The organism is Blastococcus sp. KM273128 (assembly GCF_021698975.1).
Lineage (GTDB): Bacteria > Actinomycetota > Actinomycetes > Mycobacteriales > Geodermatophilaceae > Blastococcus.
In genome coordinates this window covers 101,242-125,942 of sequence record NZ_SSXA01000001.1, presented here as the reverse complement: position 1 = coordinate 125,942, position 24,701 = coordinate 101,242, and the positions used below count along the sequence as shown (strand labels likewise).

At 75.6% G+C, this 24,701-nt stretch carries 25 protein-coding genes and 1 tRNA gene; 18 read left to right on the top strand and 8 right to left on the bottom strand.

Features of this window, described 5'->3' with window-relative positions; all coding sequences use genetic code 11:
• Positions 1–11: 11 nt before the first annotated feature.
• Entirely contained in the window at positions 12–539 is a 528-nt protein-coding gene (locus tag E9529_RS00680; protein WP_236825210.1) for an HNH endonuclease, read from the bottom strand.
• Positions 540–759: 220 nt separating this feature from the next.
• On the opposite strand from E9529_RS00680, the gene E9529_RS00675 reads away from it, so the two are divergent.
• The 8 genes from E9529_RS00675 to E9529_RS00640 all read left to right on the top strand — a co-directional run bounded on the left by E9529_RS00675 (position 760) and on the right by E9529_RS00640 (position 8,985).
• Positions 760–2,829, top strand: a complete 2,070-nt coding sequence (locus E9529_RS00675; protein WP_236829204.1) for a prolyl oligopeptidase family protein — start codon at positions 760–762, stop codon at positions 2,827–2,829.
• Between the two features lie 141 nt (positions 2,830–2,970).
• Positions 2,971–4,281: an MFS transporter gene (locus E9529_RS00670; RefSeq protein ID WP_236829203.1), complete on the top strand. Its 1,311-nt coding sequence runs from the start codon at positions 2,971–2,973 to the stop codon at positions 4,279–4,281.
• A complete protein-coding gene (locus tag E9529_RS00665) occupies positions 4,278–4,676 on the top strand; it encodes a globin (RefSeq protein WP_236829202.1) in 399 nt (132 codons plus the stop codon). Before E9529_RS00670 ends, E9529_RS00665 begins: the two co-directional genes overlap by 4 nt.
• A 123-nt stretch (positions 4,677–4,799) precedes the next feature.
• Complete coding sequence (locus E9529_RS00660) at positions 4,800–6,386, top strand: glycoside hydrolase family 13 protein (protein ID WP_236829201.1); 1,587 nt, start codon at positions 4,800–4,802, stop codon at positions 6,384–6,386.
• A gap of 102 nt (positions 6,387–6,488) precedes the next feature.
• A complete protein-coding gene (locus E9529_RS00655) occupies positions 6,489–7,052 on the top strand; it encodes a biotin transporter BioY (RefSeq protein ID WP_236829200.1) in 564 nt (187 codons plus the stop codon).
• Complete coding sequence (locus tag E9529_RS00650) at positions 7,049–7,783, top strand: energy-coupling factor ABC transporter ATP-binding protein (protein ID WP_236829199.1); 735 nt, start codon at positions 7,049–7,051, stop codon at positions 7,781–7,783. Before E9529_RS00655 ends, E9529_RS00650 begins: the two co-directional genes overlap by 4 nt.
• The gene (locus E9529_RS00645) at positions 7,780–8,433 is read left to right on the top strand and encodes an energy-coupling factor transporter transmembrane protein EcfT (protein WP_236829198.1); all 654 of its coding nucleotides are present in this window, start codon (positions 7,780–7,782) and stop codon (positions 8,431–8,433) included. Before E9529_RS00650 ends, E9529_RS00645 begins: the two co-directional genes overlap by 4 nt.
• 15 nt (positions 8,434–8,448) lie before the next feature.
• The gene (locus E9529_RS00640) at positions 8,449–8,985 is read left to right on the top strand and encodes an MOSC domain-containing protein (RefSeq protein ID WP_236829197.1); all 537 of its coding nucleotides are present in this window, start codon (positions 8,449–8,451) and stop codon (positions 8,983–8,985) included.
• A gap of 56 nt (positions 8,986–9,041) precedes the next feature.
• On the opposite strand, the gene E9529_RS00635 is transcribed toward E9529_RS00640, so the two are convergent.
• Positions 9,042–9,470, bottom strand: a complete 429-nt coding sequence (locus E9529_RS00635; RefSeq protein ID WP_236829196.1) for a thioesterase family protein — start codon at positions 9,468–9,470, stop codon at positions 9,042–9,044.
• Positions 9,471–9,566: 96 nt separating this feature from the next.
• Between E9529_RS00635 and E9529_RS00630 the strand changes: the two genes are divergently transcribed.
• Entirely contained in the window at positions 9,567–9,983 is a 417-nt protein-coding gene (locus E9529_RS00630; protein WP_236829195.1) for a protein-tyrosine phosphatase family protein, read from the top strand.
• A 152-nt stretch (positions 9,984–10,135) separates the two neighbouring features.
• Here E9529_RS00630 and ettA read toward each other — a convergent pair whose 3' ends face one another.
• A complete protein-coding gene (ettA, locus tag E9529_RS00625; RefSeq protein ID WP_236829194.1) occupies positions 10,136–11,806 on the bottom strand; it encodes an energy-dependent translational throttle protein EttA in 1,671 nt (556 codons plus the stop codon).
• A gap of 100 nt (positions 11,807–11,906) precedes the next feature.
• Entirely contained in the window at positions 11,907–12,425 is a 519-nt protein-coding gene (locus E9529_RS00620) for a single-stranded DNA-binding protein (RefSeq protein ID WP_236829193.1), read from the bottom strand.
• Positions 12,426–12,613: 188 nt separating this feature from the next.
• On the opposite strand from E9529_RS00620, the gene E9529_RS00615 reads away from it, so the two are divergent.
• From E9529_RS00615 to E9529_RS00600, 4 genes are all read left to right on the top strand, one after another.
• A tRNA-Arg gene (locus tag E9529_RS00615) sits at positions 12,614–12,686 on the top strand.
• Positions 12,687–12,824: 138 nt separating this feature from the next.
• On the top strand, positions 12,825–13,100 hold the full coding sequence (locus E9529_RS00610) for a hypothetical protein (RefSeq protein ID WP_236829192.1): 276 nt from the start codon (positions 12,825–12,827) through the stop codon (positions 13,098–13,100).
• 64 nt (positions 13,101–13,164) lie between these two features.
• Positions 13,165–13,365, top strand: a complete 201-nt coding sequence (locus tag E9529_RS00605; RefSeq protein WP_236829191.1) for a hypothetical protein — start codon at positions 13,165–13,167, stop codon at positions 13,363–13,365.
• 106 nt (positions 13,366–13,471) lie between these two features.
• Positions 13,472–13,993, top strand: coding sequence for a DinB family protein (locus E9529_RS00600; protein ID WP_236829190.1), 522 nt, complete (start codon positions 13,472–13,474; stop codon positions 13,991–13,993).
• 78 nt (positions 13,994–14,071) lie between these two features.
• On the opposite strand, the gene E9529_RS00595 is transcribed toward E9529_RS00600, so the two are convergent.
• Positions 14,072–14,776 (bottom strand): NUDIX domain-containing protein, encoded by a 705-nt coding sequence (locus tag E9529_RS00595; RefSeq protein ID WP_308195238.1) that lies wholly within the window; start codon positions 14,774–14,776, stop codon positions 14,072–14,074.
• 73 nt (positions 14,777–14,849) lie between these two features.
• Here E9529_RS00595 and nadA point away from each other — a divergent pair, with 73 nt between their 5' ends.
• From nadA to nadC, 3 genes are read left to right on the top strand one after another with little or no spacing between them, the layout of a single operon-like run.
• Positions 14,850–15,863 (top strand): quinolinate synthase NadA, encoded by a 1,014-nt coding sequence (nadA, locus tag E9529_RS00590; RefSeq protein WP_236829189.1) that lies wholly within the window; start codon positions 14,850–14,852, stop codon positions 15,861–15,863.
• A complete protein-coding gene (locus E9529_RS00585) occupies positions 15,860–17,551 on the top strand; it encodes an L-aspartate oxidase (protein WP_236829188.1) in 1,692 nt (563 codons plus the stop codon). Before nadA ends, E9529_RS00585 begins: the two co-directional genes overlap by 4 nt.
• Positions 17,548–18,441 carry a carboxylating nicotinate-nucleotide diphosphorylase gene (gene nadC, locus E9529_RS00580; protein ID WP_236829187.1) on the top strand — a complete coding sequence of 298 codons (894 nt, stop codon included), beginning with the start codon at positions 17,548–17,550 and terminating at the stop codon, positions 18,439–18,441. Before E9529_RS00585 ends, nadC begins: the two co-directional genes overlap by 4 nt.
• A 139-nt stretch (positions 18,442–18,580) precedes the next feature.
• Here nadC and E9529_RS00575 read toward each other — a convergent pair whose 3' ends face one another.
• A complete protein-coding gene (locus E9529_RS00575; protein ID WP_236829186.1) occupies positions 18,581–19,621 on the bottom strand; it encodes an LLM class flavin-dependent oxidoreductase in 1,041 nt (346 codons plus the stop codon).
• Between the two features lie 197 nt (positions 19,622–19,818).
• On the opposite strand from E9529_RS00575, the gene E9529_RS00570 reads away from it, so the two are divergent.
• The gene (locus E9529_RS00570) at positions 19,819–21,753 is read left to right on the top strand and encodes a bifunctional diguanylate cyclase/phosphodiesterase (RefSeq protein WP_236829185.1); all 1,935 of its coding nucleotides are present in this window, start codon (positions 19,819–19,821) and stop codon (positions 21,751–21,753) included.
• 67 nt (positions 21,754–21,820) lie between these two features.
• Here E9529_RS00570 and E9529_RS00565 read toward each other — a convergent pair whose 3' ends face one another.
• Both E9529_RS00565 and E9529_RS00560 read right to left on the bottom strand, forming a co-directional pair.
• The gene (locus E9529_RS00565) at positions 21,821–22,627 is read right to left on the bottom strand and encodes an SGNH/GDSL hydrolase family protein (protein WP_236829184.1); all 807 of its coding nucleotides are present in this window, start codon (positions 22,625–22,627) and stop codon (positions 21,821–21,823) included.
• A 42-nt stretch (positions 22,628–22,669) separates the two neighbouring features.
• Complete coding sequence (locus E9529_RS00560; RefSeq protein WP_236829183.1) at positions 22,670–24,091, bottom strand: NAD(P)/FAD-dependent oxidoreductase; 1,422 nt, start codon at positions 24,089–24,091, stop codon at positions 22,670–22,672.
• A 34-nt stretch (positions 24,092–24,125) separates the two neighbouring features.
• On the opposite strand from E9529_RS00560, the gene E9529_RS00555 reads away from it, so the two are divergent.
• The gene (locus tag E9529_RS00555) at positions 24,126–24,638 is read left to right on the top strand and encodes a flavin reductase family protein (protein WP_236829182.1); all 513 of its coding nucleotides are present in this window, start codon (positions 24,126–24,128) and stop codon (positions 24,636–24,638) included.
• The last annotated feature ends 63 nt before the right edge of the window (positions 24,639–24,701 follow it).

The following is a 24,701-nucleotide window of genomic DNA, read 5'->3' as shown; positions in this document are numbered from 1 at the left end:
CTGGGGGTCCTTCAGGCGCTGACGCTCTCCGGGACGCCCAGCCACTCGCGCCAGCGGGGGTCGACGGTGCGGTGCCCGAGCAGCCGCCAGGCCGCGCCGCTGGGGGTGCTGGGCGGGCGCGGCAGCTTCCAGCCGAGCTCGGCCAGCGAGCGGTCGGCCTTGGTGTGGTTGCACCGGCGGCAGGCCGCCACCACGTTGTCCCAGGTGTGCGTGCCGCCGCGGCTGCGCGGCACCACGTGGTCGATGCTCGTCGCCGACCCGCCGCAGTACACGCAGGTCTGCCCGTCGCGGGTGAACACCGCCCGGCGGGACAGCGGCACCGACGCCGGGTAGGGCACGCGGACGTAGCGGGTGAGCCGCACGACGACGGGCACGGGCAGGCTCACCGTCTCGGCGTGGCAGACGTCGGCGGTGACGTCGACCGACTCCGCCTTCTCGGCCAGCACCAGCACGATCGCCCGCCGGCTGGAGACGACGCACAGCGGTTCGTAGGTGGCGTTGAGCAGCAGGGTGGCGCCCGTGGTCGTGGGCGAGGGCACGGGGACGAGCGGCGGGACGGGGTCGCGCCGCGAGCCTGGGTGACCCGCCGGCGTCGACCCGGGCGCGGAACGCGGCACGGATCACCTCCGGAGGCCCCGGACCGCCGGGTGCTGCACGACCCGCGGGCTCCCCCATTCTGACCCGAGAACCCCCGGTCGGCGCACCGGAAATCCCCGCCGTCCCCCGGGCGGCCCCGCCGCGACGACTAGCGTGCCGGTCATGCGCTACCCGGACGCCCCCCGGCTGGACCTCGTCGAGGAGCTCCACGGCCACCACGTCGCCGACCCCTACCGCTGGCTGGAGGACCCCGCCGACCCGCGCACGCGGGAGTGGTCGGCGGCCCAGGACCGCCTCGCGGCCGAGGTGCTCGGCGCGCTGCCGGCCCGCGACCGGTTCGCCGCGCGGCTCGGTGAGCTGGTGCGGGCCGGCGCCGTCGGGGTGCCCGTGTGGCGCGGCGGCCGGGCCTTCTCCACCCGCCGCGACCCGGGCCAGGAGCACGCCGTCCTGCGGGTGCGCGAGGCGGACGGGACGGTGCGGGTGCTCGTCGACCCGATGGCGCTCGACCCGGAGGGGACGACGACGCTGGACGCTTGGTCGCCGTCGTGGGAGGGCGACCGGCTGGCCTACCAGGTGAGCACCGGCGGTGACGAGGAGTCGGAGCTCTACGTGCTGGACGTCGCCACCGGGAAGCTGCTCGACGGGCCGGTCGACCGGTGCCGCTACTCCCCCGTCGGCTGGCTGCCCGGCGGGGAGGATCTGTTCTACGTGCGCCGGCTCGGCCCCGGCCAGGTGCCCGCCGGCGAGGAGCAGTTCCACCGCCGGGTGTGGCGTCACCGGGTCGGCGGCCCGGCGGACGACGACGTGCTCGTCCACGGTGAGGGGCTGGACCCCACCAACTACTACGGCGTCCGCACCAGCGCCGACGGCCGGTGGCTGGTCGTCTCGGCGTCGGCCGGCACCGCCCCGCGCGACGACGTCTGGCTGGCCGACCTCTCCGGCGACGGCGTCCTGCGGGAGCTGCAGCGCGGCGTCGACGCCCAGACCGCCGCGTGGGTCGCCCGCGACGGCCGGCTGTGGCTGATGAGCGACCGGGACGCCCCGCGGTGGCGGCTCGCCGTCGCCGACCCCGAGGACCCGGCCACCTGGGCGCCCGGGGCCTGGACCGACGTCGTCCCGGAGCAGGACGGCGCCGTGCTCTCCGACATCGCCCTGGTCGACGCGCCGGACGGCGCGCTGCAGGTGCTCGCGGTGCACGCCGTGGACGCCACCGACCGGCTCTCGCTCTGGTCAGGGGACGGCGGCGGCCGGATCACCGAGGTGGCGCCCCCCGGCCCGGGCAGCATCTCCGGGGTGAGCGCCCCGCCCGAGGGCGGCACCGCCGGCTGGGTGGGCTACACCGACTACGCGACGCCGCCCTCGGTGCTGCGCTGGGACGCTTCGGCGCCGGAGGTCCTGGCGCCGTGGGAGTCCGCCGACGTCGCCGGGGACGTGCCCGCGCTGACCGTCGTGGAGACCCACGCGACCAGCCGGGACGGCACGCCGGTGCACCTGTTCGTCCTCTCCGCCGCCGGCGCGCCCGACCGGCCCCGCCCGGCGGTGCTCTACGGCTACGGCGGCTTCAACGTCTCGCTCACCCCCGCCTACACGGCGCAGGCGCTGGCGTGGGTGGAGGCCGGCGGCGTCTGGGTGGTGGCCAACCTGCGCGGCGGCTCGGAGCACGGCGAGAAGTGGCACCGCGCCGGCATGCGCGAGCGCAAGCAGAACGTCTTCGACGACTTCGCCGCCGCCGGGGAGCACCTGGTCGGCCAGGGCTGGACGACGCACGGGCAGCTCGCGGTCATGGGCGGGTCGAACGGCGGCCTCCTGGTCGGCGCCACGCTCACGCAGCGCCCCGACCTCGCGGCCGCCGTCGTCTGCAGCGCGCCGCTGCTGGACATGGTCCGCTACGAGCGCTTCGGCCTGGGCCGCACCTGGAACGACGAGTACGGCACCGCCGAGGACCCGGTGGAGCTGGGCTGGCTGCTGGGCTACTCGCCGTACCACGCCGTGCACGAGGGGACGGCGTACCCGGCGGTGCTGGTCACCACGTTCGAGTCCGACACCCGCGTCGACCCGCTGCACGGGCGGAAGCTCGCGGCCGCGCTGCAGCACGCGACCTCGGCCGCGGCGCCGGTCGTGCTGCGCCGGGAGACCTCGGTCGGGCACGGCGCCCGCGCGGTCAGCCGCACCGTCGGTCTCGCGGCCGACCAGCTGGCCTTCCTGGCGGCGCACACCGGCCTGACCGGCTGACCGCCCGCGGTAACGGGATGGACACGCCCAGTCCGCGGTGCGCACTCCGCGGGTCGCGGCTGGGATGATTCCGGTAATGACCGGACCAGCGCGCGCCGCCGCGGCCGAGGCGGGCGTCGACCGCGCCGGTCCGGGGCCCCGGTGACCGCCGCCGCCCCGGACGGCCCGGCCGACGGCGCCGCCGTCCGGCAGGCGACCTTCCGCGAGGTCTTCGCCGTCGGCGAGTTCCGTCCGCTGTTCGGCACCTACCTGCTGTCCGCGGCCGGCGACGAGCTGGCCCGCGTGGCGCTGACCGTCCTGGTCTACGACCGCACCTCCTCGCCGCTGCTCGCGGCGCTCACCTTCGCCATCAGCCACCTGCCGTGGCTGCTGGGCGGGCCGCTGCTGTCGGCGTTCGCCGACCGGCTGCCCCGCCACCGGGTGCTGATCGCCACCGACGCGGCGCGGGCCGTGCTCGTGGCGCTCATGGCGATCCCCGGCATGCCGCTGCCGGTCCTGCTGGGCCTGCTGTTCGTGGTCGGCCTGTGCGCCCCACCGTTCGAGTCCGCCCGGTCGGCGTTGATGGCCGACGTGCTCGACGGCGACCGCTACGCCGTGGCCACCTCGCTCACCGGCATCACCCTGCAGCTGGCGCAGGTGGCCGGGTTCCTGGCCGGTGGCGCGCTCGTCGCCGTCCTCAACCCGTCCGCGGCCCTGCTCGTCGACTCGGCCACCTTCGTCGTCTCCGCCGTCTGGCTGTGGGCCCGGCTGCGGCCGCGTCCGGCGCCGGTCACCGAGGGCGGCGGGGAACCCGGCTCGCTCTGGCGGGACACCGCCGCGGGGCTGCGCTTCATCCGGCGCAGCCCCCGGCTCCTGGCGATCGTCGCCGTCCTGTGGGTGACGACCGGGTTCGTCTACGCCTCCGAGGGCATCGCCGCGCCGCTGGTCGACTCGCTGGGTCAGGGGGCGACGGCGGTCGGCGTGCTGCTGGCGGCCAACCCGCTGGGCGTCACGATCGGCGGGCTGGTGATCGCCCGCCTCGTCGCCCCGGCGCGGCGGGAGCGGCTCGTCGTCCCGCTGGTGCTGGTCTCACTCGCGCCGGTGCTCGTCGGCGGCCTCGTCGCGGCGGTCGCCGGGCCGGGCGCGGTGCCGTTCTGGGTGCTGGTCGGCATGCTGTTCCTCTCCGGGCTCGGCGCGGCCTGGACGATCCCGCTCAACGTGGCCTTCGTGCAGGCCGTCCCCAGCGCCTACCGCGGGCGGGCCTTCGGCGTCGCGGCCAGCGGGCTGGCCGGCGTGCAGGGGCTGGGCGCGCTCGCCGCCGGGCTGGCGGCGGAGGGCCTGTCGCCCGCCGTGGTGGTCGCCCTGTCGGGCGCCGTCGGAATGATCGCGGTCGCCCCGGCGCTGAGTGCCTATCGGCGGACGCGGAACCGGGCGGACGCCGTGGTCGAGGCCGAGGAGGCACCCGGGGCATGAGCGAGTCGAGGCGGTCCCTGCCGTCGGCGCGGACCTTCTACGACGAGGTCGGCGGCGAGGAGACCTTCCGCCGGCTGGTGCAGCGCTTCTACGCCGCCGTCCGCACCGACCCCGTGCTCCAGCCGATGTACCCCCAGGACGACTGGGAGGGCGCCGAGACGCGGCTACGCGGCTTCCTCGAGCAGTACTGGGGCGGGCCCACCACATACTCCGAGCAGCGCGGGCACCCGCGGCTGCGCATGCGGCACGCGCCCTTCGCCATCGGCCCCGTCGAGCGCGACGCCTGGCTCACGCACATGCGCGACGCCGTCGACTCCCTCGGGCTGCCGCCGGAGCAGGACGCCACCCTCTGGGGCTACCTGGAGATGGCGGCGCGGAGCATGCAGAACCGCTGAGGACGTCGCCGTACGCTCGGAGCCGGCCCTCGGAGCGACGACGCACGAACCGGCCCACCCCGCGCCGCCCCGTCCCGGGTCCGGGCGCGCCCACTCCCGCACGTACCGATCCAGAGGAGCCCGGTGAGCCTCCAGCCGCCCCCCTTCCGCACGTCCGGCGCCGACTGGTGGCGCGACGCGGTCTTCTACCAGGTCTACATCCGGAGCTTCGCCGACGGGAACGGCGACGGCGTCGGCGACCTGGCCGGCATCCGGTCGCGGCTGCCGTACCTGCGCGACCTCGGCGTCGACGCCCTGTGGATCACGCCGTTCTACCCCTCGCCCATGGCCGACCACGGCTACGACGTCGCCGACCCGCGGGACGTCGAGCCGGTGTTCGGCGACCTCGCGCAGTTCGACGCGATGCTGGCCGAGGCGCACGCGCTCGGCATCCGCGTGACCGTGGACCTGGTCCCCAACCACAGCTCGCACGACCACGAGTGGTTCCAGGCGGCGCTGGCCGCCGGGCCGGGCTCGCCGGAGCGGGCGCGCTACCTGTTCCGCGACGGGCGCGGCCCCGACGGCAGCGAGCCGCCGAACAACTGGCCGTCGGTGTTCGGCGGCCCGGCGTGGACCCGGGTGCCCGACGGGCAGTGGTACCTGCACATCTTCGCCCCCGAGCAGCCGGACCTGAACTTCGGCAACCCCGAGGTCGTCGCCGACCTCGAGGAGACGATGCGGTTCTGGCTCGACCGCGGGGTGGACGGCTTCCGCATCGACGTCGCGCACGGCATGGCCAAGCCCGACGGGCTGCCGGACATGGTGCCGATGGACGACACCGGCCTGCTGGACGACCACGGCCCCGGTGACCACCGGTTCGACCAGGACGGCGTGCACGTGGTGCACCGCCGGATCCGGGCGGTGCTGGACCAGTACCCCGGCACGATGGCGGTCGGGGAGGTCTGGGTCTCCGACGACGACCGGCTCGCCCAGTACCTCCGGGAGGACGAGCTCCAGCTCGCCTTCAACTTCAAGCTGCTCACCGCCGACTGGACGGCCGAAGGTCTGCGCGACGCGGTGACCCACTCCCTCGCCGCGGTGGACGGGACCCCGGCGCCGGCCTGCTGGGTGCTGTCCAACCACGACCGGCCCCGCCACGTCACGCGCTACGGCGACGGCGAGCTCGGAACCCGGCGCGCCCGCGCGGCCGCGCTGCTGCAGCTGGCGCTGCCCGGTGCGGCGTACGTGTACAACGGCGACGAGCTCGGCATGCCCGACGTCGACCTGCCCGACGCGGTGCTGCAGGACCCGATCTGGTTCCGCTCGGGCGGCACCGAGCGCGGGCGCGACGCCTGCCGCGTCCCGGTGCCGTGGTCGGGCAGCGAGCCCTCGTACGGCTTCTCGTCGGGCGCGGAGAGCTGGCTGCCCATGCCGGAGGGGTGGGAACTGCTCACCGCCGAGGCGCAGGCGGCCGACGACGGTTCGATGCTGTCGCTGTACCGAGCTGCGCTGGCGCTGCGGGCGTCGTCCCCGCTGTTCCGGGGCGAGGACCTGCAGTGGTTGCAGTCACCCGACCGTTGCGTCGCCTTCCGCCGTTCCGGCGGGCTGACCTGCTTCGTCAACCTGTCGGGGGCGCCGGTGCCGCTGCCCGAGGGCCGCGTCCTGCTGAGCAGCGCACCGGTCGACGACGGGAAGCTGCCCGACGACGCGGCGGTGTGGCTGCAGGCCTGATCTCCTCGGCCGGTACCCGGGCGCCCCTCGGCGCTCGGGTACCTTGCCGCAGGTGACGCCGGGCCGGCGGCGCCTGACCACCGGTGCACCGCAGGAGCTGACATGAAGACCCGGGACCTCGCCTACGTCGCCCTCTTCGCGGCGGTCATCGCCGTCCTCGGCACCTTGCCGGCGGTGAACATCGGCCCGGTGCCGATCACCGCCCAGACCCTCGGCGTGATGCTGGCCGGCAGCGTCCTGGGCGCCCGGCGCGGCTTCCTGGCCGTGCTGCTGTTCCTGGTCCTGGTCGCCATCGGCCTGCCGCTGCTGGCCAGCGGCACGGGCGGCCTCGCCGTGTTCGCCGGCCCGACCGCCGGCTACCTGTTCAGCTGGCCGCTGGCCGCGTTCGTCACCGGCTGGCTGACCGAGCGGTTCTGGGCCCGGTACAACGTCGCCTGGGGGACGCTCTTCAACATCATCGGCGGGATGGTCGTCGTCTACCTGATCGGTGTCCCCGTGCTCGCCGCCGTCGCCGGCCTGTCGCTGGGCGAGGCGATCGTCTCCGGCGCCCTGCCGTTCCTGCCGGGCGACGCCGCCAAGGCCTTCATCGCCGCGGCGATCGCCGCCCAGGTGCGCCGCAGCTACCCGGTCATCGAGCGACCGCAGCGGGAGGTCGCCGCCCGGTGAGGTTCCGCCGGCCGGAGCCCCGGCCCGAGGCCGTCGCCGATCCCACCCGCGGCTTCGAGCTGCGCGGGGTCTCGCACCGCTACGGTGACCGGCCCGTGCTGGCCGACGTCGACCTGCACCTGACCGAGGCACGCATCGGCGTCGTGGGGGCGAACGGCTCGGGGAAGAGCACGCTCGCCCGGCTGCTGAACGGGCTCGTGGTCCCCACGGCCGGGCAGGTGCTGGTCGACGGCCTGGACACCCGGACCGCCGTGCGCGAGGTGCGCCGCCGCGTGGGCTTCGTGTTCCAGGACCCCGATGCGCAGATCGTGCACCCGACCGTCGCCGAGGACGCCGCCTACGGGCTGGAGAACCAGGGGGTGCCGGCGGCCGAGCGGGCCGAGCGGGTGGCCGAGGTGCTGGCGCGCTACGGGCTCGCCGGGCACGCCGACCACCCCGCGCACCTGCTCTCCGGCGGCCAGAAGCAGCTGCTGGCGATCGCCGGGGTCCTGGTCATGCGGCCCGCCCGCGTCGTGTTCGACGAGCCGACGACGCTGCTCGACCTGGTCAACGCACGGCGGGTCGCCCGGGTCATCGACGGGCTCGAGCAGCAGGTCGTCGTGGTCACCCACCAGCTCGACCTGCTCGACGGTTTCGACCGCGTGCTCGTCGTCGACGGCGGCCGGGTCGTCGAGGACGCCGCCCCCCGACCGGCGATCGCCGCCTACCGCGCGCTGATGGAGCGGCGATGACCCTCGCGCTCTACGTGCCGCGGCGCAGCCCGGTGCACCGCGTCCCGGCCGGCGGCAAGCTGCTGGCCCTCGCGGCGCTGGCGGTGCTGCTCTTCGCCGTGCCCACCGTCCCCGTGGCCGGCGGTGCGCTGGTCGGGGTGCTGACCGTGGGCCTGCTCGCCGCGCGGGTGCCCGTGGCGACGCTGGCCCGGCAGGCGCGGACGGTCCGGTGGTGGCTGGCGGGCCTCTTCGTGTTCCACGCGCTGTTCACCGACGTGCCGACGGCGGCGCTGACGGTGCTGCGCCTGCTCGCGCTCGTGCTGGCCGCCGCCGTCGTCACGGCGACGACGCGGGTGACGGAGATGGTCGCCGTCATCGAGCGGCTGTGCGCGCCGCTGCGCGTGCTGGGCGTCCGGCCGGCGCGGATCGGGCTGGTGGTCTCGATGGCGCTGCGGTTCATCCCGGTGCTGGCCGAGCGGGCCGAGCGCATCCGGGAGGCGCAGGCCGCGCGCGGGGGTTCGGCCCGCGGGATCCGCGGCATCCGGACGACGGTGACCCCGCTGCTCGTGCAGCTGCTGCAGATGGCGCACACGGTCAGCGAGGCGCTCGACGCCCGCGGTGCCGACGACGTCCCGCCCGCCCGGGGGCACCGCTCCCCCGCCGGCGCCTGAGCCCGGAGGTCCGCGATGGATGCTGGTTCGCTGCTGGAGATCTGGTCGACGCACGAGGCGGCGGCCCCGCTGCGCCGGTTGCCGTCGGCACGCCTGCTCCCGGGGGTGGGGCTCGAGGGCGACCGCTACGCGCTCGGCGGCGGGACGTGGGCGCGGTACCCGGACCTGGAGAAGCAGCTGACCCTGATCGACCGGGACGACGTCGCCGCGGTCGCCGCCGAGGCGGGTGGCAGCTTCTCGACCGCGGACACCCGGCGCAACCTGGTCACCACCGGCGTCGACCTGCCCTCGCTGGTGGGCCGCTGGTTCGCGGTGGGCGACGCGCTGCTGTTCGGGATGAAGCGCTGCCCACCCTGCACGCACCTGGAGCGGCTGACCGGGCTGAAGCTGGTCAAGGCGATGGTGCACCGCGGCGGCATCAACGCCGCGGTCTTCGGCGGCGCGGTGATCGCCGAGGGCGCCGTCGTCCGGCCGGTGACCGAGGAGGAGGCGGCTCGGCGGGGCGCGCCGACCGGAGCCGACCGGCCGGTCCCGCGCCACGTCGCCGGCTGACCCAATCACCCGGTCCGGCTACGCTCGCGCTCTGCCCCGTCCCGGTGGGCAGAGCGCTACCGCCCGCCGGGACCCTCGGCCGGCTCGTCGGCCCAGCGGGCGAGGAACTCCTTCTCGTCCGCGGTGAGCCGGCGCGGCCGGTTCAGGGCGAAGTCGAACGGCACGAGCAGGGTGCTGCCGGTGACGGCGAGCTGCCCGTGGTCGAACAGCTCGTAGTGGCAGGTGAAGGCGGCCGCCCGGACGCCGGAGGCCCACACCTGCACCTCCAGGGGGTCCCGGTCGTAGACGACCGACCGCTTGTAGGCGATCTCGTGGGAGGCGACGACGAGCCCGCGCCGCAGGCCGGTCCGCTCGTCGTGGGTGGGCTGCTCGAAGAACAGGTTGACGCGGGCCATCTCGAAGTAGCCGAGGAAGGCGACGTTGTTGATGTGCTGGTAGGCGTCCATGTCCGACCAGCGCATGGGGACGTGCACGGTGTGCCTCACGGCGCCCACCCTGCCGCATGCCCGGAGCGCACCGGTGCGGTACCCGTTCCCGAGGGCGGGCGGACGGCCTACGGTGCCGGTGTGGAGCCCTGGGCCGTGACCGAACCGGGTGTGCTGGAGCTGCCGTCGGGGCGCCGGGTGCGCGGGCGTGGGCTGCGCCGGCCGGTGCCCGACGGCCCGGACCCCCAGTTCGGCGTGTACCTGCTCGGCCGGGCGCCCTGCCCGGTGCCGTGGGAGACGCGGTGGGTGCGCTGGCCGGACTTCCGGCTGCCCTCCAGCCCCACCGATCTGCGCGACGCCCTGCGCGAGGTGCTGGAGCGGGCGGGGGCCGAGCGGGTGGAGGTGGCGTGCGCCGGCGGGTTGGGGCGCACCGGGACGGCGCTGGCCTGCCTGGCGGTCCTCGACGGCCTGCCGCCCGCGCGGGCCGTGGCCTACGTGCGCAGCCACTACCGGCCGCACGCGATCGAGACCCGCGGCCAGGCCCGCTTCGTCACCCGCTTCGCCGGGAGCTGAGCGCCGGACGCCGACGGCCGGCCCGGAGCAGACGCTCCGAACCGGCCGTCGGTGAGGTACTGGAACCGGCCCCTGGCGAGCGCCTGGAACGGCCCCCTCGCAGGGCCCCGGCACGAGCTCGCGAGTGCTGGGGGGCGAGGGGGTCCTTCGTTTCAGTCGCGGGTGAGCTTGCGGTAGGTGGCGCGGTGCGGGCGGGCGGCGTCGGGGCCGAGCCGCTCCACCTTGTTCTTCTCGTAGTCGGCGAAGTTGCCCTCGAACCAGAACCACTTGGAGTCGCCCTCGTAGGCGAGGATGTGCGTCGCCACCCGGTCGAGGAACCACCGGTCGTGGCTGACGACGACCGCGCAGCCGGGGAACTCCAGCAGCGCGCCCTCGAGGCTGGTGAGCGTCTCAGTGTCGAGGTCGTTGGTGGGCTCGTCGAGCAGCAGCAGGTTGCCGCCCTGCTTGAGGGTCAGCGCCAGGTTCAGCCGGTTGCGCTCACCGCCGGAGAGCACGCCGGCCGGCTTCTGCTGGTCCGGGCCCTTGAACCCGAAGGCGGCGACGTAGGCGCGCGAGGGCATCTCGACGTTGCCGACCTTGATGTGGTCGAGGCCGTCGGAGACGACCTCCCACAGCGTCTTCTTCGGGTCGATGCCGCCGCGGCTCTGCTCCACGTAGGAGAGCTGCACGGTCTCGCCGACCTTGATCTCGCCGTCGTCCGGCTTCTCCTCGCCGACCAGCATCTTGAACAGCGTGGTCTTGCCGACCCCGTTGGGGCCGACCACGCCGACGATGCCGTTGCGCGGCAGGGTGAAGGACAGGTCGTCGATGAGCACCCGGTCGCCGAAGCCCTTGGTCAGGTTCTTCGTCTCGACGACGACGCTGCCCAGGCGCGGGCCCGGCGGGATCTGGATCTCCTCGAAGTCCAGCTTGCGGAACTTCTCGGCCTCGGCGGCCATCTCCTCGTAGCGGGCGAGGCGCGCCTTGCTCTTGGCCTGGCGGGCCTTGGCGCCGGAGCGGACCCACTCCAGCTCCTCCTTGAGGCGCTTCTGGCGCTTGGCGTCCTTGGCGCCTTCGACCTGCAGGCGGGCGGCCTTGGTCTCGAGGTAGGTGGAGTAGTTGCCCTCGTAGGGGTAGGCCCGGCCGCGGTCGAGCTCGAGGATCCACTGGGCCACGTTGTCCAGGAAGTACCGGTCGTGGGTGACCGCGACGACGGTGCCGGCGTACTTCTCCAGGTGCTGCTCCAGCCACGCGACGCTCTCGGCGTCCAGGTGGTTGGTGGGCTCGTCGAGCAGCAGCAGGTCCGGCGCCTCGAGCAGCAGCTTGCACAGCGCGACGCGGCGGCGCTCACCACCGGAGAGCACGGTGACGTCGGCGTCGCCGGGCGGGCAGCGCAGCGCGTCCATGGCCTGCTCGATGCGGGCGTCGAGCTCCCAGCCGTCGGCGTTCTCGATGACCTCCATGAGCTCGCCCTGCTCGGCGAGGAGGGCGTCGAAATCGGCGTCGGGCTCGCCCATCGCCGCGCTGACCTCGTAGAACCGGGTCAGCGCGTCGCGCAGCGGCTTCACCGCCTCCTCGACGTTGCCGCGGACGTCGAGCTCCTCGTTGAGCGGCGGCTCCTGCAGGAGGATGCCGACCGTCGCCTCGGGCGCGAGCGTCGCGTCACCGTTGGAGGGCTGCTGCAGACCGGCCATGATCTGCAGCACCGTCGACTTGCCGGCGCCGTTGGGGCCGACGACGCCGATCTTCGCACCGGGCAGGAACGACAGGGTGACGTTGTCGAGGATCACCTTGTCGCCGTGCGCCTTGCGCGCGCGGACCATCGTGTAGATGTACTGAGCCACTGGCTTTTCGAGCCTTCCGTCGTCTCGCGAGCGGGGGCGGGGCCGCGGGTCGCGACCCCACCCCGTACGTTCTCGCCTCCGATCCTCCCAGCCCGGGCAACTAGGCGTGCGCGGGCTCCTGCGGCAGATCGGGGCCGTCCACGGGGGACAACGTCGCACCATCCCCGTGGTAGTCCCACCCGGGGTCGGTCACCTCGGCGCCGGGGCGGGCGTCCGGCACCGCGGCGAGCTCCTGGCCGGCCGCGGGGTCGGGCGCGCGACCGGACCGGTCCCGCTTGAACACCGCCATGCCCTTCGTGAGGTTCGGGCCGACGGCGGAGGCCCGGAGCTGCGGCTTGCGGCGCGGCCCGTTGTCCGACTCCCACTCGTGCGTGGTCAGCGTGCCCTGGACGATCACCGGGTCGCCCTTGCTGACCGACCCGGCGACGTTGCTGCTGAGGCCGTTCCAGCACTCCACGTCGATCCAGAAGGTGCCGGAGTCGACGTACTGCCCGCTGCCGGAGTCGTAGCGGCGGGCGGTGGAGGCCATGCGGAAGTTGGTCACCGCGCCCTTCTCCGTGACCTTGCGGCGCGGGTCGTCGGCGACGTTGCCGACGACGGTGATGTAGGTGTCGTTCACGGTGCTCCTCGGGGGTGCTGCGCCAGAGGGCGCGACCGGCAGGGTGCCGGTGTGCCGTCGACCCTCGCCGCGCCGCCCGGCGGCCGGGAGGCCGTCGCGGGAACTGTGGACGAGCCTCCCCCCTGTGGACGACGCGGCGGACCGGCCGGCGCCGCCACCTCACCGGGCGGTGCGATGATCGCCCCCGAGCGCCCGTAGCTCAGCGGATAGAGCAGGTGCCTTCTAAGCACTTGGTCGCAGGTTCGATCCCTGCCGGGCGCGCCTCCTCGGCTGCGCCGCCCACCGTCGTGGCGCACCGTCCGGTCGGGCCCTGGACGGGCCGGTGGGCCCGGCGCCGGTGTCCCCCGGCCGGGCGATGCCCTGGCCGTCCCGCGTCCGTGCCGGGCGATGATCACGTCCATGTGGAGGCTGCTCGCGGTGCTGGTCGTCGTCGCCGTCGCCGTCGAGATCGTCAAGACGCTGATCGTCGCCCTCACCGTCCTGGGCGCCGTGGTCGTCGTCGGCTACGTGCTCGTCCGCCTGTCCGATCGCACGCCGGTGGCGTCGGCCCCGGCCGCCGAGCTGGTGCCCTGCTGCGACTACCGCGACCACCAGGGCGAGGCCGCCGTCTGCGGGTGCACCGGCCACCCCCGCAGCCACATCCACCCGTTCGGCCTGGGGCCCCTGCCCGCGTGACCCGCGAGCCCGCCGGTCCAGCGCGCGTTTGCCCTCGGCCGGGGACGTGACCTACGAAGGGCGCGTGAGCCGCCCCGCCAGAAGCCCCAGACCGACGCTGTACCTCGTCCTCGGGGCGATGTGGGCGGTCCTCGCGGCCGGCGGGTGGGGCCTGTCGGGCGAGACCGCCCTCAGGGTGCTGTTCGCCCTCCTGGCCGCCGTGAACCTCGGCATGGGCGCCTGGCTCCTCCGGAAGCAGCGGCAGGCCGGCGCGGCCGGACGGTGACCGCACGCACCGGGGCGGCGGTCGCCACCCCGGATGTCGGATCCGTGCCGCAGGATGCGCGCCGACGGCGCCGACCGGCGCGCCCCGACCCGTGGGAGCAGTCCCGATGACCCCTGCCGACCACCGCACCGAGCCCCCGCTGACCGGGGACGAGGCGACGCTGCTGACCGCGTTCCTCGAGTACCACCGGCAGACGCTGGAGTGGAAGTGCGCGGAGCTGACGGCCCGGCAGCTGGCCACCCGGGCGATCCCGACCTCCGAGCTCACGCTGCTGGGCGTGGTGCGCCACCTCGCGGCGGTGGAGACCGGCTGGCTGGTCGGCTTCGGCGGGCTGCCCGTCGACCTGTGGCCCGACGTCGTCCGCGACCGCGACGAGCAGTTCCGCGTCGACCCGGGGACAGTCACCGCGGACGACGTGGAGCAGGCCTGGGCGACCTGGCGGGCGGTGGCCGACGCGGTGGGCGAGGTGGCCCGGCGGCTGCCGCTGGACACCGAGGACCGGCCGTGGGGCCGGGACGACACCTTCTCGCTGCGCTGGATCCTGCTCCACCTGGTCGAGGAGTACGCCCGGCACAACGGCCACGCCGACCTGCTCCGCGAGGCGCTGGACGGGGCCACCGGCGAATGACCACCGCGGCCCGGAGCGGGCCCGTCCCGGCCGGCTGGCCGCGCCGTCGGCGTCAGCGACCCCGCCTGACCCGGCGGCTCAGCGCGCCGCCGGGGGCTTGAGCACGGCGAACGGGTCGGTGACCTCGAGGCTCGCCGTCGCGAAGCGGTAGAGCGCGGCGGGCCGCCCGCCGGCGCGGCCGGACGCCGCCGTCTCGCCCGTCGGCTCCAGCACGCCGCGCCGCAGCAGCACCCGCTGCAGGTTGGTGGCGGTGACCTCGTAGCCGAGCGCCGCGACGTAGACCTCGCGCAGCTCGGCGATGGAGAACGTCGGCGGGGCCAGCGCGAAGGCGACGTTGGTGTAGGACAGCTTCGCCCGCAGCCGCTCCAGCCCCGACCCGACGATCGAGCCGTGGTCGAACGCCGTCTCCGGCAGCGCATCGACCGGGTGCCAGGCGGTGTCCGCGGGCAGCACCGGGTCGAGGTTGCCGGGGAGCAGCCCCAGGTAGGCGGTGGCCACGGTGCGGCTGCGCGGATCGCGGTGCGGGTCGCTGCGGGTCTCCAGCTGCTCCAGGTGCGCGAGCTGGGCCACCTCCACCTTGGCGGCGAGCTGCCGGCCGATCGAGGCGCCGAGGGTCTCGTCGGGCAGCAGCGGCCCGCCCGGCAGCGCCCAGGCGCCGGCGAACGGCTCCTTGGCGCGCCGCCAGAGCATCACGTGCAGGCGCGCGCCCCGGACCTGCAGCACCACGGCGAGCGCCTGGTGCGGGAAGGCCGGCCGCTCGGGCGAGGACCACACGGACGTCACGGATCCCATGCTAGATTTGCCGGCAGAGGTTTTCGCCTGACAGTCCGAAACCCCACTCCTCCGGAGGTCCCCGGTGACCGCAACGCTCCCCGCCCCCACCGCTGCCCAGTGGACCCCGGAGCAGTGGCAGGACTGGCGCGACGAGGTCCGCCGGCTGGCCGCCGAGCGCGACGCCGTCGTCCTGGCGCACAACTACCAGGCCGCGCAGATCCAGGACGTCGCCGACCACGTCGGCGACTCCCTCGCCCTCTCCCGCATCGCCGCGGCCAGCACCGCGAGCACGATCGTCTTCGCCGGCGTCCACTTCATGGCCGAGACGGCGAAGATCCTCAGCCCCGGGAAGACCGTGCTGGTGCCCGACGCTGCCGCCGGCTGCTCGCTCGCCGACACGATCACCGCGGACCAGCTGCGCGCGTGGAAGGCCGAGCACCCCGGCGCCGCCGTCGTCTCCTACGTCAACACCACCGCCGAGGTGAAGGCCGAGACCGACATCTGCTGCACCTCGTCCAACGCCGTCGAGGTCGTCGAGTCCATCCCGGCCGACCGCGAGGTGCTCTTCCTCCCCGACCAGTTCCTCGGCGCGCACGTCCAGCGGGTCACCGGGCGGCAGAACATGCGCATCTGGATGGGCGAGTGCCACGTGCACGCCGGCATCTCCCCCACCGACCTGCGGCAGAGCATCGAGGACGCGCCCGACGCCGAGGTCCTGGTCCACCCCGAGTGCGGCTGCGCCACCAGCGCGCTGTGGATGGTCGGCCAGGGCGACCTGCCCTCGGACCGCGTCCACGTGCTCTCCACCGGCGCGATGCTCGACCAGGCCAAGCGGACGACGGCGAAGCGCGTGCTCGTCGCCACCGAGATCGGCATGCTGCACCAGCTGCGCCAGGCCAACCCCGCCGCGGCGTTCGAGGCGGTGAACCCGCGCGCCGAGTGCCCCTACATGAAGATGTCCACGCCGGAGAAGCTGCTGCGGGCGCTGCGCGAGGGCCGCGACGAGGTCACCGTCGACCCGGAGGTCGCCGCCCGCGCCCGCTCGGCCGTCGAGGCGATGATCGCGCTCGGCACCCCGTCGCTGGTCGGCGAGTGACCGTGGGGCCGCGCCGCACCGCGCCGGTGGCCCCCGCCGTCGTCCCCGCGCTGCCGCTGCCCGAGGCCGGCTGGCAGCGTGCCACCGACGTGGTCGTCGTCGGCAGCGGCGCGGCCGGGCTGATGACCGCGCTCACGCTCGCCGACGCGGGGCGCCGGGTCGTCGTCGTCACGAAGGGCGCGCTCGGCGCCGGCAGCACCCGCTGGGCGCAGGGCGGCCTGGCGGCCGTGCTGGGTGCCGACGACGACGCCGCGCTGCACCTGCAGGACACCCTCACCGCGGGCGCCGGGCTCTGCGACCCGGCCGCGGTGGCGACGCTGGTCGACGAGGCGCCGGCCGCAATCGCGCTGCTGCAGCACCTCGGCGCGCGCCTCGACCTGGCCGGCGACGGCCGGCCCGCGCTCACCCGCGAGGGCGGGCACAGCCGCGACCGGATCGTGCACGCCGGCGGGGACGCCAGCGGCGCCGAGGTCACCCGCACGCTGGTCGGGGCGCTCGCCGCGGCGGGCGTCGAGGTGCTGGAGCACACCGTCGCGCTGGACGCGCTGCACGCCGCCGACGGGAGCGTGGCCGGCCTGCGCGTCGCCCGGGTCGCCGACGGCGGGGCGCTCGTCGACCCCGGGGACCTGCTGGCGCACGCCGTCGTCCTGGCCACCGGCGGCTACGGGCAGGCGTACGCCGCCGCGACCAGTCCCGCCGGCACGACGGGTGACGGGCTGGCGCTGGCGCTGCGCGCCGGGGCCGAGGTCGCCGACGTCGAGATGGTGCAGTTCCACCCCACCGTGCTGTGGCAGGGGCCCGGCGCCGCGGGGCAGCAGGTGCTGATCTCCGAGGCGGTGCGCGGCGAGGGGGCGGTGCTGGTCGACCGCGCCGGGCGGCGGGTCATGGCCGGGGCGCACCCGCTGGCCGACCTCGCCCCCCGCGACGTCGTCTCGGCGACCGTCGCCGCGCACCTGGCGGCGACCGGCGAGGACTGCGTGTTCCTGGACGCGACCGGGCTCGGGGCGGAGTTCCTGGAGCGGCGCTTCCCCGGCATCGTCCGCGCCTGCCGCGACGCCGGGTTCGACCTGACGGCGGAGCCGGTGCCGGTCGCGCCGGGCGCGCACTACACCTGCGGCGGGGTGCTCGCCGACCTCGACGGGCGCACCGGCGTCCCCGGGCTGCTCGCCGTCGGCGAGGTCGCCTGCACCGGCGTGCACGGGGCGAACCGGCTGGCGTCCAACTCGATCACCGAGGGGCTGGTCGCCGCCCGGCGCTGCGCCGCGCTGCTGGACGCCACGCTCCCCGACGGGCCGCCCGCCGAGCCGGTGGCACCTCGGGCCGTCGCCACCGGGGCGGTCGACCCCGCGGCGCGCGCGGCGATCGGCGTCGCCACCAGTCGGCACGCGGGCGTGCTGCGCACCGCCGCCGGCCTCACCGAGCTCACCGGGCTGCTCGCCGCGACGCCCCGGACCGGCGTCCTCGACCTCGCCGCGTTCGAGGCGACGGCGGTGCACACCGTCGCCACCCTGCTGGCCGCCGCCGCGCTCGCGCGCCTGGAGAGCCGGGGCTGCCACCGGCGGGCCGACGCGCCGGGCAGCCGGCCGGAGTGGCAGGTGCGGCTGGCCCACCGCATCGACGGCACCGGCCACCTGCACACCCGCACCGTGCCGCTGACCGCGGCCGACCAGGACCAGGGAGCGGCATGACCGAGTGGTACCCGCTGCGGCCGGAGCTGGCCGACGTCCTCCGCGACGGCGGCCTCGACCCCGCGCTCGTCGAGCAGGTGATCCGCCGGGCCCTCGACGAGGACCTCGCGCTGGGGCCCGACGTCACCACCGCCGCCACCGTCCCGGCCGGCGCCCGCGCCACCGGCGACGTGGTGCCGCGCGCGCCGGGCGTGCTGGCCGGCGTCCCGGTGGCCGCGGCGGTCTTCGGCCTGGTGGGCGGGGAGGACGTCGAGGTCACGCTGCACGCGGCCGACGGCATGGCCGCCCGCACGAAGGCGCCGGTGCTCACCGTCGAGGGGCCCACCCGGGCGCTGCTGACGGCGGAGCGCACCGCGCTCAACCTGGTCGGCCACCTCTCGGGCATCGCCACGGCGACCCGCCGGTGGGTGGACGCCGTCGCGGGCACCGGCGCGGCGATCCGAGACACCCGCAAGACCATCCCCGGCCTGCGGGGGCTGGAGAAGTACGCCGTCCGCTGCGGCGGCGGGGTCAACCACCGGATGGCGCTCGGCGACGCGGCGCTGGTGAAGGACAACCACGTGGCCGCGGCAGGCGGCATCGCCGCCGCGGTGGAGGCGGTGCGGACGGCGGCGCCCGACGTCCCGCTGGAGGTCGAGTGCGACACCCTCGACCAGGTGCGCGAGGCGATCGCGGCGGGCGTGGAACTGGTGCTGCTCGACAACTTCTCCCTCGCGGACACCCGCACCGCCGTGACGCTGGTGCGGGGCACGGGAGTCCGACTGGAGGCCAGCGGCGGGTTGTCGCTCGAGCGGGCGGCCGAGGTCGCGGCGACCGGCGTCGACTACCTCGCCGTGGGGGCGCTCACGCACAGCGCCCCGGTGCTCGACCTCGGCTTTGACCTGCGCTGATCCGCCCGCTCCGGGGTGGTCCTCCTGCTCCGCGAGTCCTGCAGCACCCCGCGAGCACGAGCATCACCCCGGGAGCTGGTCGGGCTCCGGGTGACTGTCGAGGAACGTGGGGCCCGCGCGCCGAGTGCCGGCCGCTGGGTCAGGCGGTGCGGCGGTCCGGGTGCACCCAGCCGATCGCGGGTGCCACGTGCTCGACGACCGTCCGCAGCAGCCGCGCGTTGTACTCGACGCCCAGCATGTTGGGCACCGTGAGCAGCAGGCTGTCGGCCTCCCGGACGGCGGCGTCCTTGGCCAGCGCCTCGGCGAGCGCGTCGGGCTCACCGGTGTAGCTCTTCCCGAACCGGGCCCGCACCCCCTCGAGGATGCCGACCTGGTCCTCGCCCTCCCGGCCGCCGCCGAAGTACTGCCGGTCCTGGTCGGTGGTGATCGGCAGCACGCTGCGGCTCACCGACACCCGCGGCTCGCGCTCCCAGCCGGCGTCGGCCCAGGCGGCGCGGTACCGGGCGATCTGCTCGGCCTGCAGCTCGTCGAACGGAACCCCGGTGTCCTCGACCAGCAGGGTGGAGCTCATCAGGTTCAGCCCCTGCCGCGCGGTCCACTCCGCCGTCGCCCGGGTGCCCGAGCCCCACCAGATGCGGTCGGCGAGCCCCGGCGACTGCGGCTGGACCGCCAGCTTGCCGCTCGCGCCCCCGGTCATCCGCGGGTCGGCGTCGACCACCGGCTGCCCTGAGATCGCGGCCATGAACAGAGCGGTCTTCTGCCGCGCCAGGTCGGCGTCGGTGCTGCCCTCACCGGGCACGTAGCCGAAGGCCTCCGAGCCGCGCAGCGCCGTCTCCGGTGACCCCCGGCTCACCCCCAGCTGCAGCCGACCGTCGGCGAGCAGGTCGGTGGCCGCGGCCTCCTCGGCCATGTACAGCGGGTTCTCGTAGCGCATGTCGATGACGCCGGTGCCCAGCTCGATCCGCCGGGTGCGGGCCGCCATCGCCGCCAGCAGCGGGAACGGCGAGGCGAGCTGCCGGGCGAAGTGGTGCACCCGCACGTAGGCCCCGTCGAGGCCCATCTCCTCGGCGGCCTCCGCCAGCTCCACGCTCTGCACGAGGGCGTCCCGGCCGGTGCGCACCAGCGAGCCGGGGATGGGCTGCCAGTGGCCGAAGGACAGGAAGCCGATCCGCTTCTCCACGTCTGGTCCTTTCGTCGATGTCTGCTGCTGGAGCGCGTCGACGGCGGCTGGGATTCCCGCGGCGAATGGCAGGTCGCCCGCGCGGGCGCGACCGGTGGGGCGGGTGTGACGACCTGCGACGCAGTGTGACTGGTCGATCACGACTCTCCGTCAACGGGTTCCGTCACTTCTCGCCTGCGATGCGTGACGCTGTCCCGGTGAGCCTCCCCGCACCCGAGATGCCCCGCTCCCCGGGCACGCCCGGCGGTGGCGCCGGGCAGCGCTTGCGGGCGATCGACACGCTGCTCGCCGACCGGGGCCAGCTGTTCCAGGCCCTGTTCCTCGGCGCACCGATCGCCAAGGCCCTCGTCGACCTCGACGGTCACGTGCTGGTCGCCAACCCGCGGATGTGCGCCCTCACCGGCCGCACCGCGGAGAGCCTCTCCGGCCGGCACGTCGACCTGCTGGCCCACCCCGACGACCCGCCGGTGGGCGACCTCGGGCTGACGCCGGCGCCCGGGGAGCCCGACCTCGACCCGAACCTGCTGCTCGACGGCGAGCGCCGGCTGCGCCGCTCCGACGGCACCGAGCTGTGGGTGGTGCAGTCCCACGAGGTGGTGCGGCAGAACAACGGGACGCCGCAGTTCGTCGTCCTCTCCCTGGTCGACGTCACCGACCGCCGCCGGGCGGAGGAGGACGCCGTCCGCCGCGCGTTCATGGACCCGCTCACCGGCCTGCCCAACCGTCGCGCCCTCACCGACCGGCTCCGGCACGCGGTCGCGCTCTCCCGCCGCCGCGGCCTGCAGGTCGGCCTGGTGCACCTGAACATCGACCGCTTCCAGGCGGTCAACGACGCGCTCGGTCACGAGGCCGGCGACCTGCTGCTCAGCCAGTTCGCCGACCGGCTCCGGTGGAGCACCCGCGTCGAGGACACCGCGGTGCGCCTGGGCGCCGACGAGTTCCTGGTGGTCGCCGAGGACGTCGAGGACCTCGACGGGCTGCGCGCCCTGGCCGACCGCCTGCTCAGCGTGCTCGACGAGCCGTTCGTGGTGAACGACCGCGAGATCACCCTCTCGGCGAGCGTGGGCCTCACCCTCGGTGCCGACATGACCCCCGACGACCTGCTGCGCCAGGCGCAGAGCGCGCTGACCAAGGCCAAGGCCGACGGCCAGCGCGCCCGCATCGAGGTGCACGAGGGGGCGCTGTCGCGCAGCGACGTCGACGCCCTCCAGCTGGAGACCGAGCTGCGCCACGCTCTGGACAACGACGAGCTGCGGCTCTTCTACCAGCCGATCGTGCACCTGGCCGACGAGACGCTGCTCGGCTACGAGGCGCTGCTGCGGTGGCAGCACCCCACCCGCGGGCTGCTTCCGCCCGGCGCCTTCCTCGACGTCGCGGAGAACAACCGGCTCACCTCCAAGCTCGGCGCCTGGGTGCTGCGGCGCGCCTGCCTGGACGCCGCCACCTGGGCCGACGACCTGCGGGTGCACGTCAACATCTCCGCCCGGCACCTGGCCGAGGACGGGTTCAGCGAGCTGGTCGCCGCGGCCCTGGAGGAGTCCGGGCTGCCGCCGCAGCGGCTGGAGCTGGAGATCACCGAGTCGACGGCGCTGTTCGCCGCCGAGGCCACCCTGCACTCGGTCGCCGTCGTCACCGACCAGGGCGTCACCCTGGCGCTGGACGACTTCGGCACCGGCTACTCGGCGATCACCGCGCTGCACCGGCTGCCGATCCACACGGTGAAGATCGACCGGTCCTTCGTCGCCGACGTCGTCACCCAGCCCTCCACCGCGGCGCTGGTGCACGGCCTGCTGCAGCTCGGCCGCGGCATGGGCCTGCAGGTCATCGCCGAGGGCATCGAGGACCTCGACCAGGCCGCCTGGCTCCTCGACCACGGCTGCGCCATGGCGCAGGGCTACGCCTTCGGCCGCCCCGCGCCCCTGCCCAACCCGGCGGAGGTGCTCATCGGCGAGGTCACCCAGACCCCGGCCGAGGACGTCGCCGGCGAGCTGCTGCCCGAGCCGCCGGCCGCCGCGCCCACGCTCCCCCGGCAGCGGCCGCCGTCGTCCCCCGCTGCGCACGGCCTGGTCGACACCGGCCGGTTCGTCAACGGCTCGCTGTTCGACGAGCTCGCCGACCCCGACGACGACTAAGAGGACCCGGTCCCTCTCACCACTCGCAGGCTCGTGGCGAGCCTCCGGACCGGGCCGTTCCAGCACCTCACCTGCGGGGCAGGGCCAGGGGGACCGGGCGCTTGGCGGCGCGGCCGTCGCCGGAGGAGCGGCCGCGCAGCCGCCGGCCGATCCACGGCGCCACGAAGCCGCGCACCCAGGCGGCCTCCTCGGCCAGCGCCGCCCGCAGCTCGCGGGGCGGCTGCGGCGGTAGCGGGGTGCGCCAGTCCTCGCCGTCCGCACCGGGCAGCCCCAGCGCCGCGGCAGCGGCCAGCGCCATCCGCCGGTGCCCCTCGTCGGTGAGGTGGATGCGGTCGGTGTCCCACAGCCGGAAGTCCTGGATCCACGCCGCCCCCCACTGGTCCAGGACGGCGGCGCCGTGCCGCGCGGCGATCGACCACAGGTTCGCGTCGAAGACGGCGATCCGGCCGCGCAGCCGGCGCAGGATGGGGGTGTTCCGGGTGTCCGCGGTGGTGGCCAGCAGGACGTCGGCGCCCGCCGCGCGGAACCGGACGACGGCGGACTCCAGCTGCGCGGCCAGCGCGTCGGGGTCGGCGCCCGGGCGCATCAGGTCGTTGCCGCCGGCGACCAGGCTGACCAGGTCGGGCTCCGCCGCCAGGGCCACCGGCAACTGCTCGTCGAGCACCTGCGCCAGCAACCGGCCGCGGATCGCCAGGTTCGCGTACTCCAGGTCCGCGCCGGGTGCGGCGGCCGCGAGGTGCTCGGCCAGCCGGTCGGCCCAGCCGCGGTACTCGCCCGGGCGTTCGGGGTCGGGGTCGCTGAGCCCCTCGGTGAACGAGTCGCCGAGGGCGATGTAGCGGCGCCAGGGGGAACGCGACGAGCGGTCGAACTGCACGCGCCCACTCCAGCACGGCCACCCGCCCCGCCGTCGCGGGGGTCAGCCCCGGTAGGTCTCCAGCAGCCGCAGCCAGATCTCGCTGATCGTCGGGTAGGCCGGGACGGCGTGCCACAGCCGCGCGATCGGCACCTCGCCGACGACCGCGATCGTCGCCGCGTGCAGCAGCTCGGCGACCGCGGGCCCGACGAAGGTCACGCCCAGCAGCACCTCGCGCTCGGTGTCCACGACCGCGACCGCCGTCCCGGTGTACCCGTCGGCGAAGACGGCGGCGCCGGACACGCTCCCGAGCGGGTACTCCACGACGCGGTGCGGCAGCCCGGCGTCGGCGGCCTCGGCGGCGGTCCGCCCGACGCTGGCGACCTGCGGTGAGGTGAACACCACCGACGGCGTCGCGACGTCGTCGGCGGTGGCGACGAACGGCGACCACGCCGAGGTGTCGACCTCCTCCCCGCGGGCCCGCGCGACGATCGCCGCACCGGCCTGACGGGCCTCGTACTTGCCCATGTGGGTGAGCTGGCGGCGCCCGTTGACGTCGCCCACCCCGTACAGCCACGAGGAGCCCTCGACCCGCATCGTCGCGTCGACCGGGAGGTACTCCCCCGGCTCCAGGCCCACGGTCTCCGCGCCGATCTCGCCGGTGCGCGCCGAGCGGCCGGTCGCGACCAGCACCTCGTCGCCGCGCACCTCGCCGTCCGCCGTCGTCAGCACAACCTCGGTGCCGTCGCGGCGCGCCGCGGTCACCTCCGTGCCCAACCGCACGTCCACCCCCGCGTCCCGCAGGGCGGCGGCGACGGCGTCCCCGGCCTGCGGCTCGAGCCCGGGCAGCAGCCGGTCCCCGCGCTGCAGCAGCGCGACCTGCGAGCCCAGCGCCTGCCACGCCGTCGCCATCTCGCAGCCGACGTAGCCGCCGCCGAGCACCAGCAGGCGGGCCGGCGCCTCCTTGGCGCTGGTGGCCTCGCGCGGCCCCCACGGGTCGACGTCGGCCAGCCCCTCCACCGGCGGGAGGGCCGCCTGCGACCCGGTGCAGACGGCGACGGCGTGCCGCGCGGTCAGCCGGGTCGTCGTCCCGTCGTCCGCGGTCACGACGACGGTGCGCTCCCCGTCGAGCCGGCCGGCGCCGCGGAGCAGGTCGATGCCGGCGCCGTGCACCCACTCGACCTGCCCGGAGTCGTCCCAGTGCGAGGTGAAGGAGTCGCGGCGGGCGAGGGTGGCCGCCACGTCCTGCTCCCCGGTGACCGCCTGCGCCGCCCCGTCGACGGCGCGCGCCTCGGCGAGCACCTCGGTGCCGCGCAGCAGCGTCTTGCTCGGCATGCACGCCCAGTAGGAGCACTCGCCGCCCACCAGCTCGGGCTCCACCAGCACCGCCGACAGCCCCCCGCGGACGACGACGTCGGCGACGTTCTCGCCGGTCGAGCCCGCTCCCAGGACCACGACGTCGTACGTGCGCTCGGCTTCGGTCACCGGTCCATCCTGGGGGTGTGGTCGACTGGCCGCCATGCCGGTCGACCCCGCCGCCTTCGCCACGGCCCTGGCCCAGCACGCCGCCGGCGTCTGCCTGCTCACCGTCCGGGACGACATCGACGACGTCGGGACGACGGTCAGCTCGGTCATGAGCGTCTCGGCCGCACCCCCGCTGGTCGCCGTGGGGCTCGCCGCCGACGGCTACCCGGCCGAGGTGCTGGAGGAGGTCGGTTCCTGCGCGCTGACCGTCCTGGCCGCCGAGCACGCGATCGTCGCCTCGCGGTTCGCCTCCGCGGGGCGCCCCAGCGCCCGCCACCTGCTCGAGCAGGTGCCGTGGACGCGGGCGGCCGGCAGCGGCGCGATCGTGCTCTCCGGCGGGCTGGCCGCGCTGGACTGCCGGCTGGAGCGGCTGGTCGAGGCCGGCGACCACGTGCTCGCGCTGCTGGCGGTCGACGACGTGCCGGTGCTGGACCCCGCCGCCCGGCCGCTGCTGCGGCTGCGCGGCCGGTTCGTCGACGAGGCCGGGGGGGCCGCCGGCCGCGGCTGACCGACGTCGCCACGGCCCGCGTGTCACATCCGCGGGCCCGGCGGTGCTACACCGGCATGGACC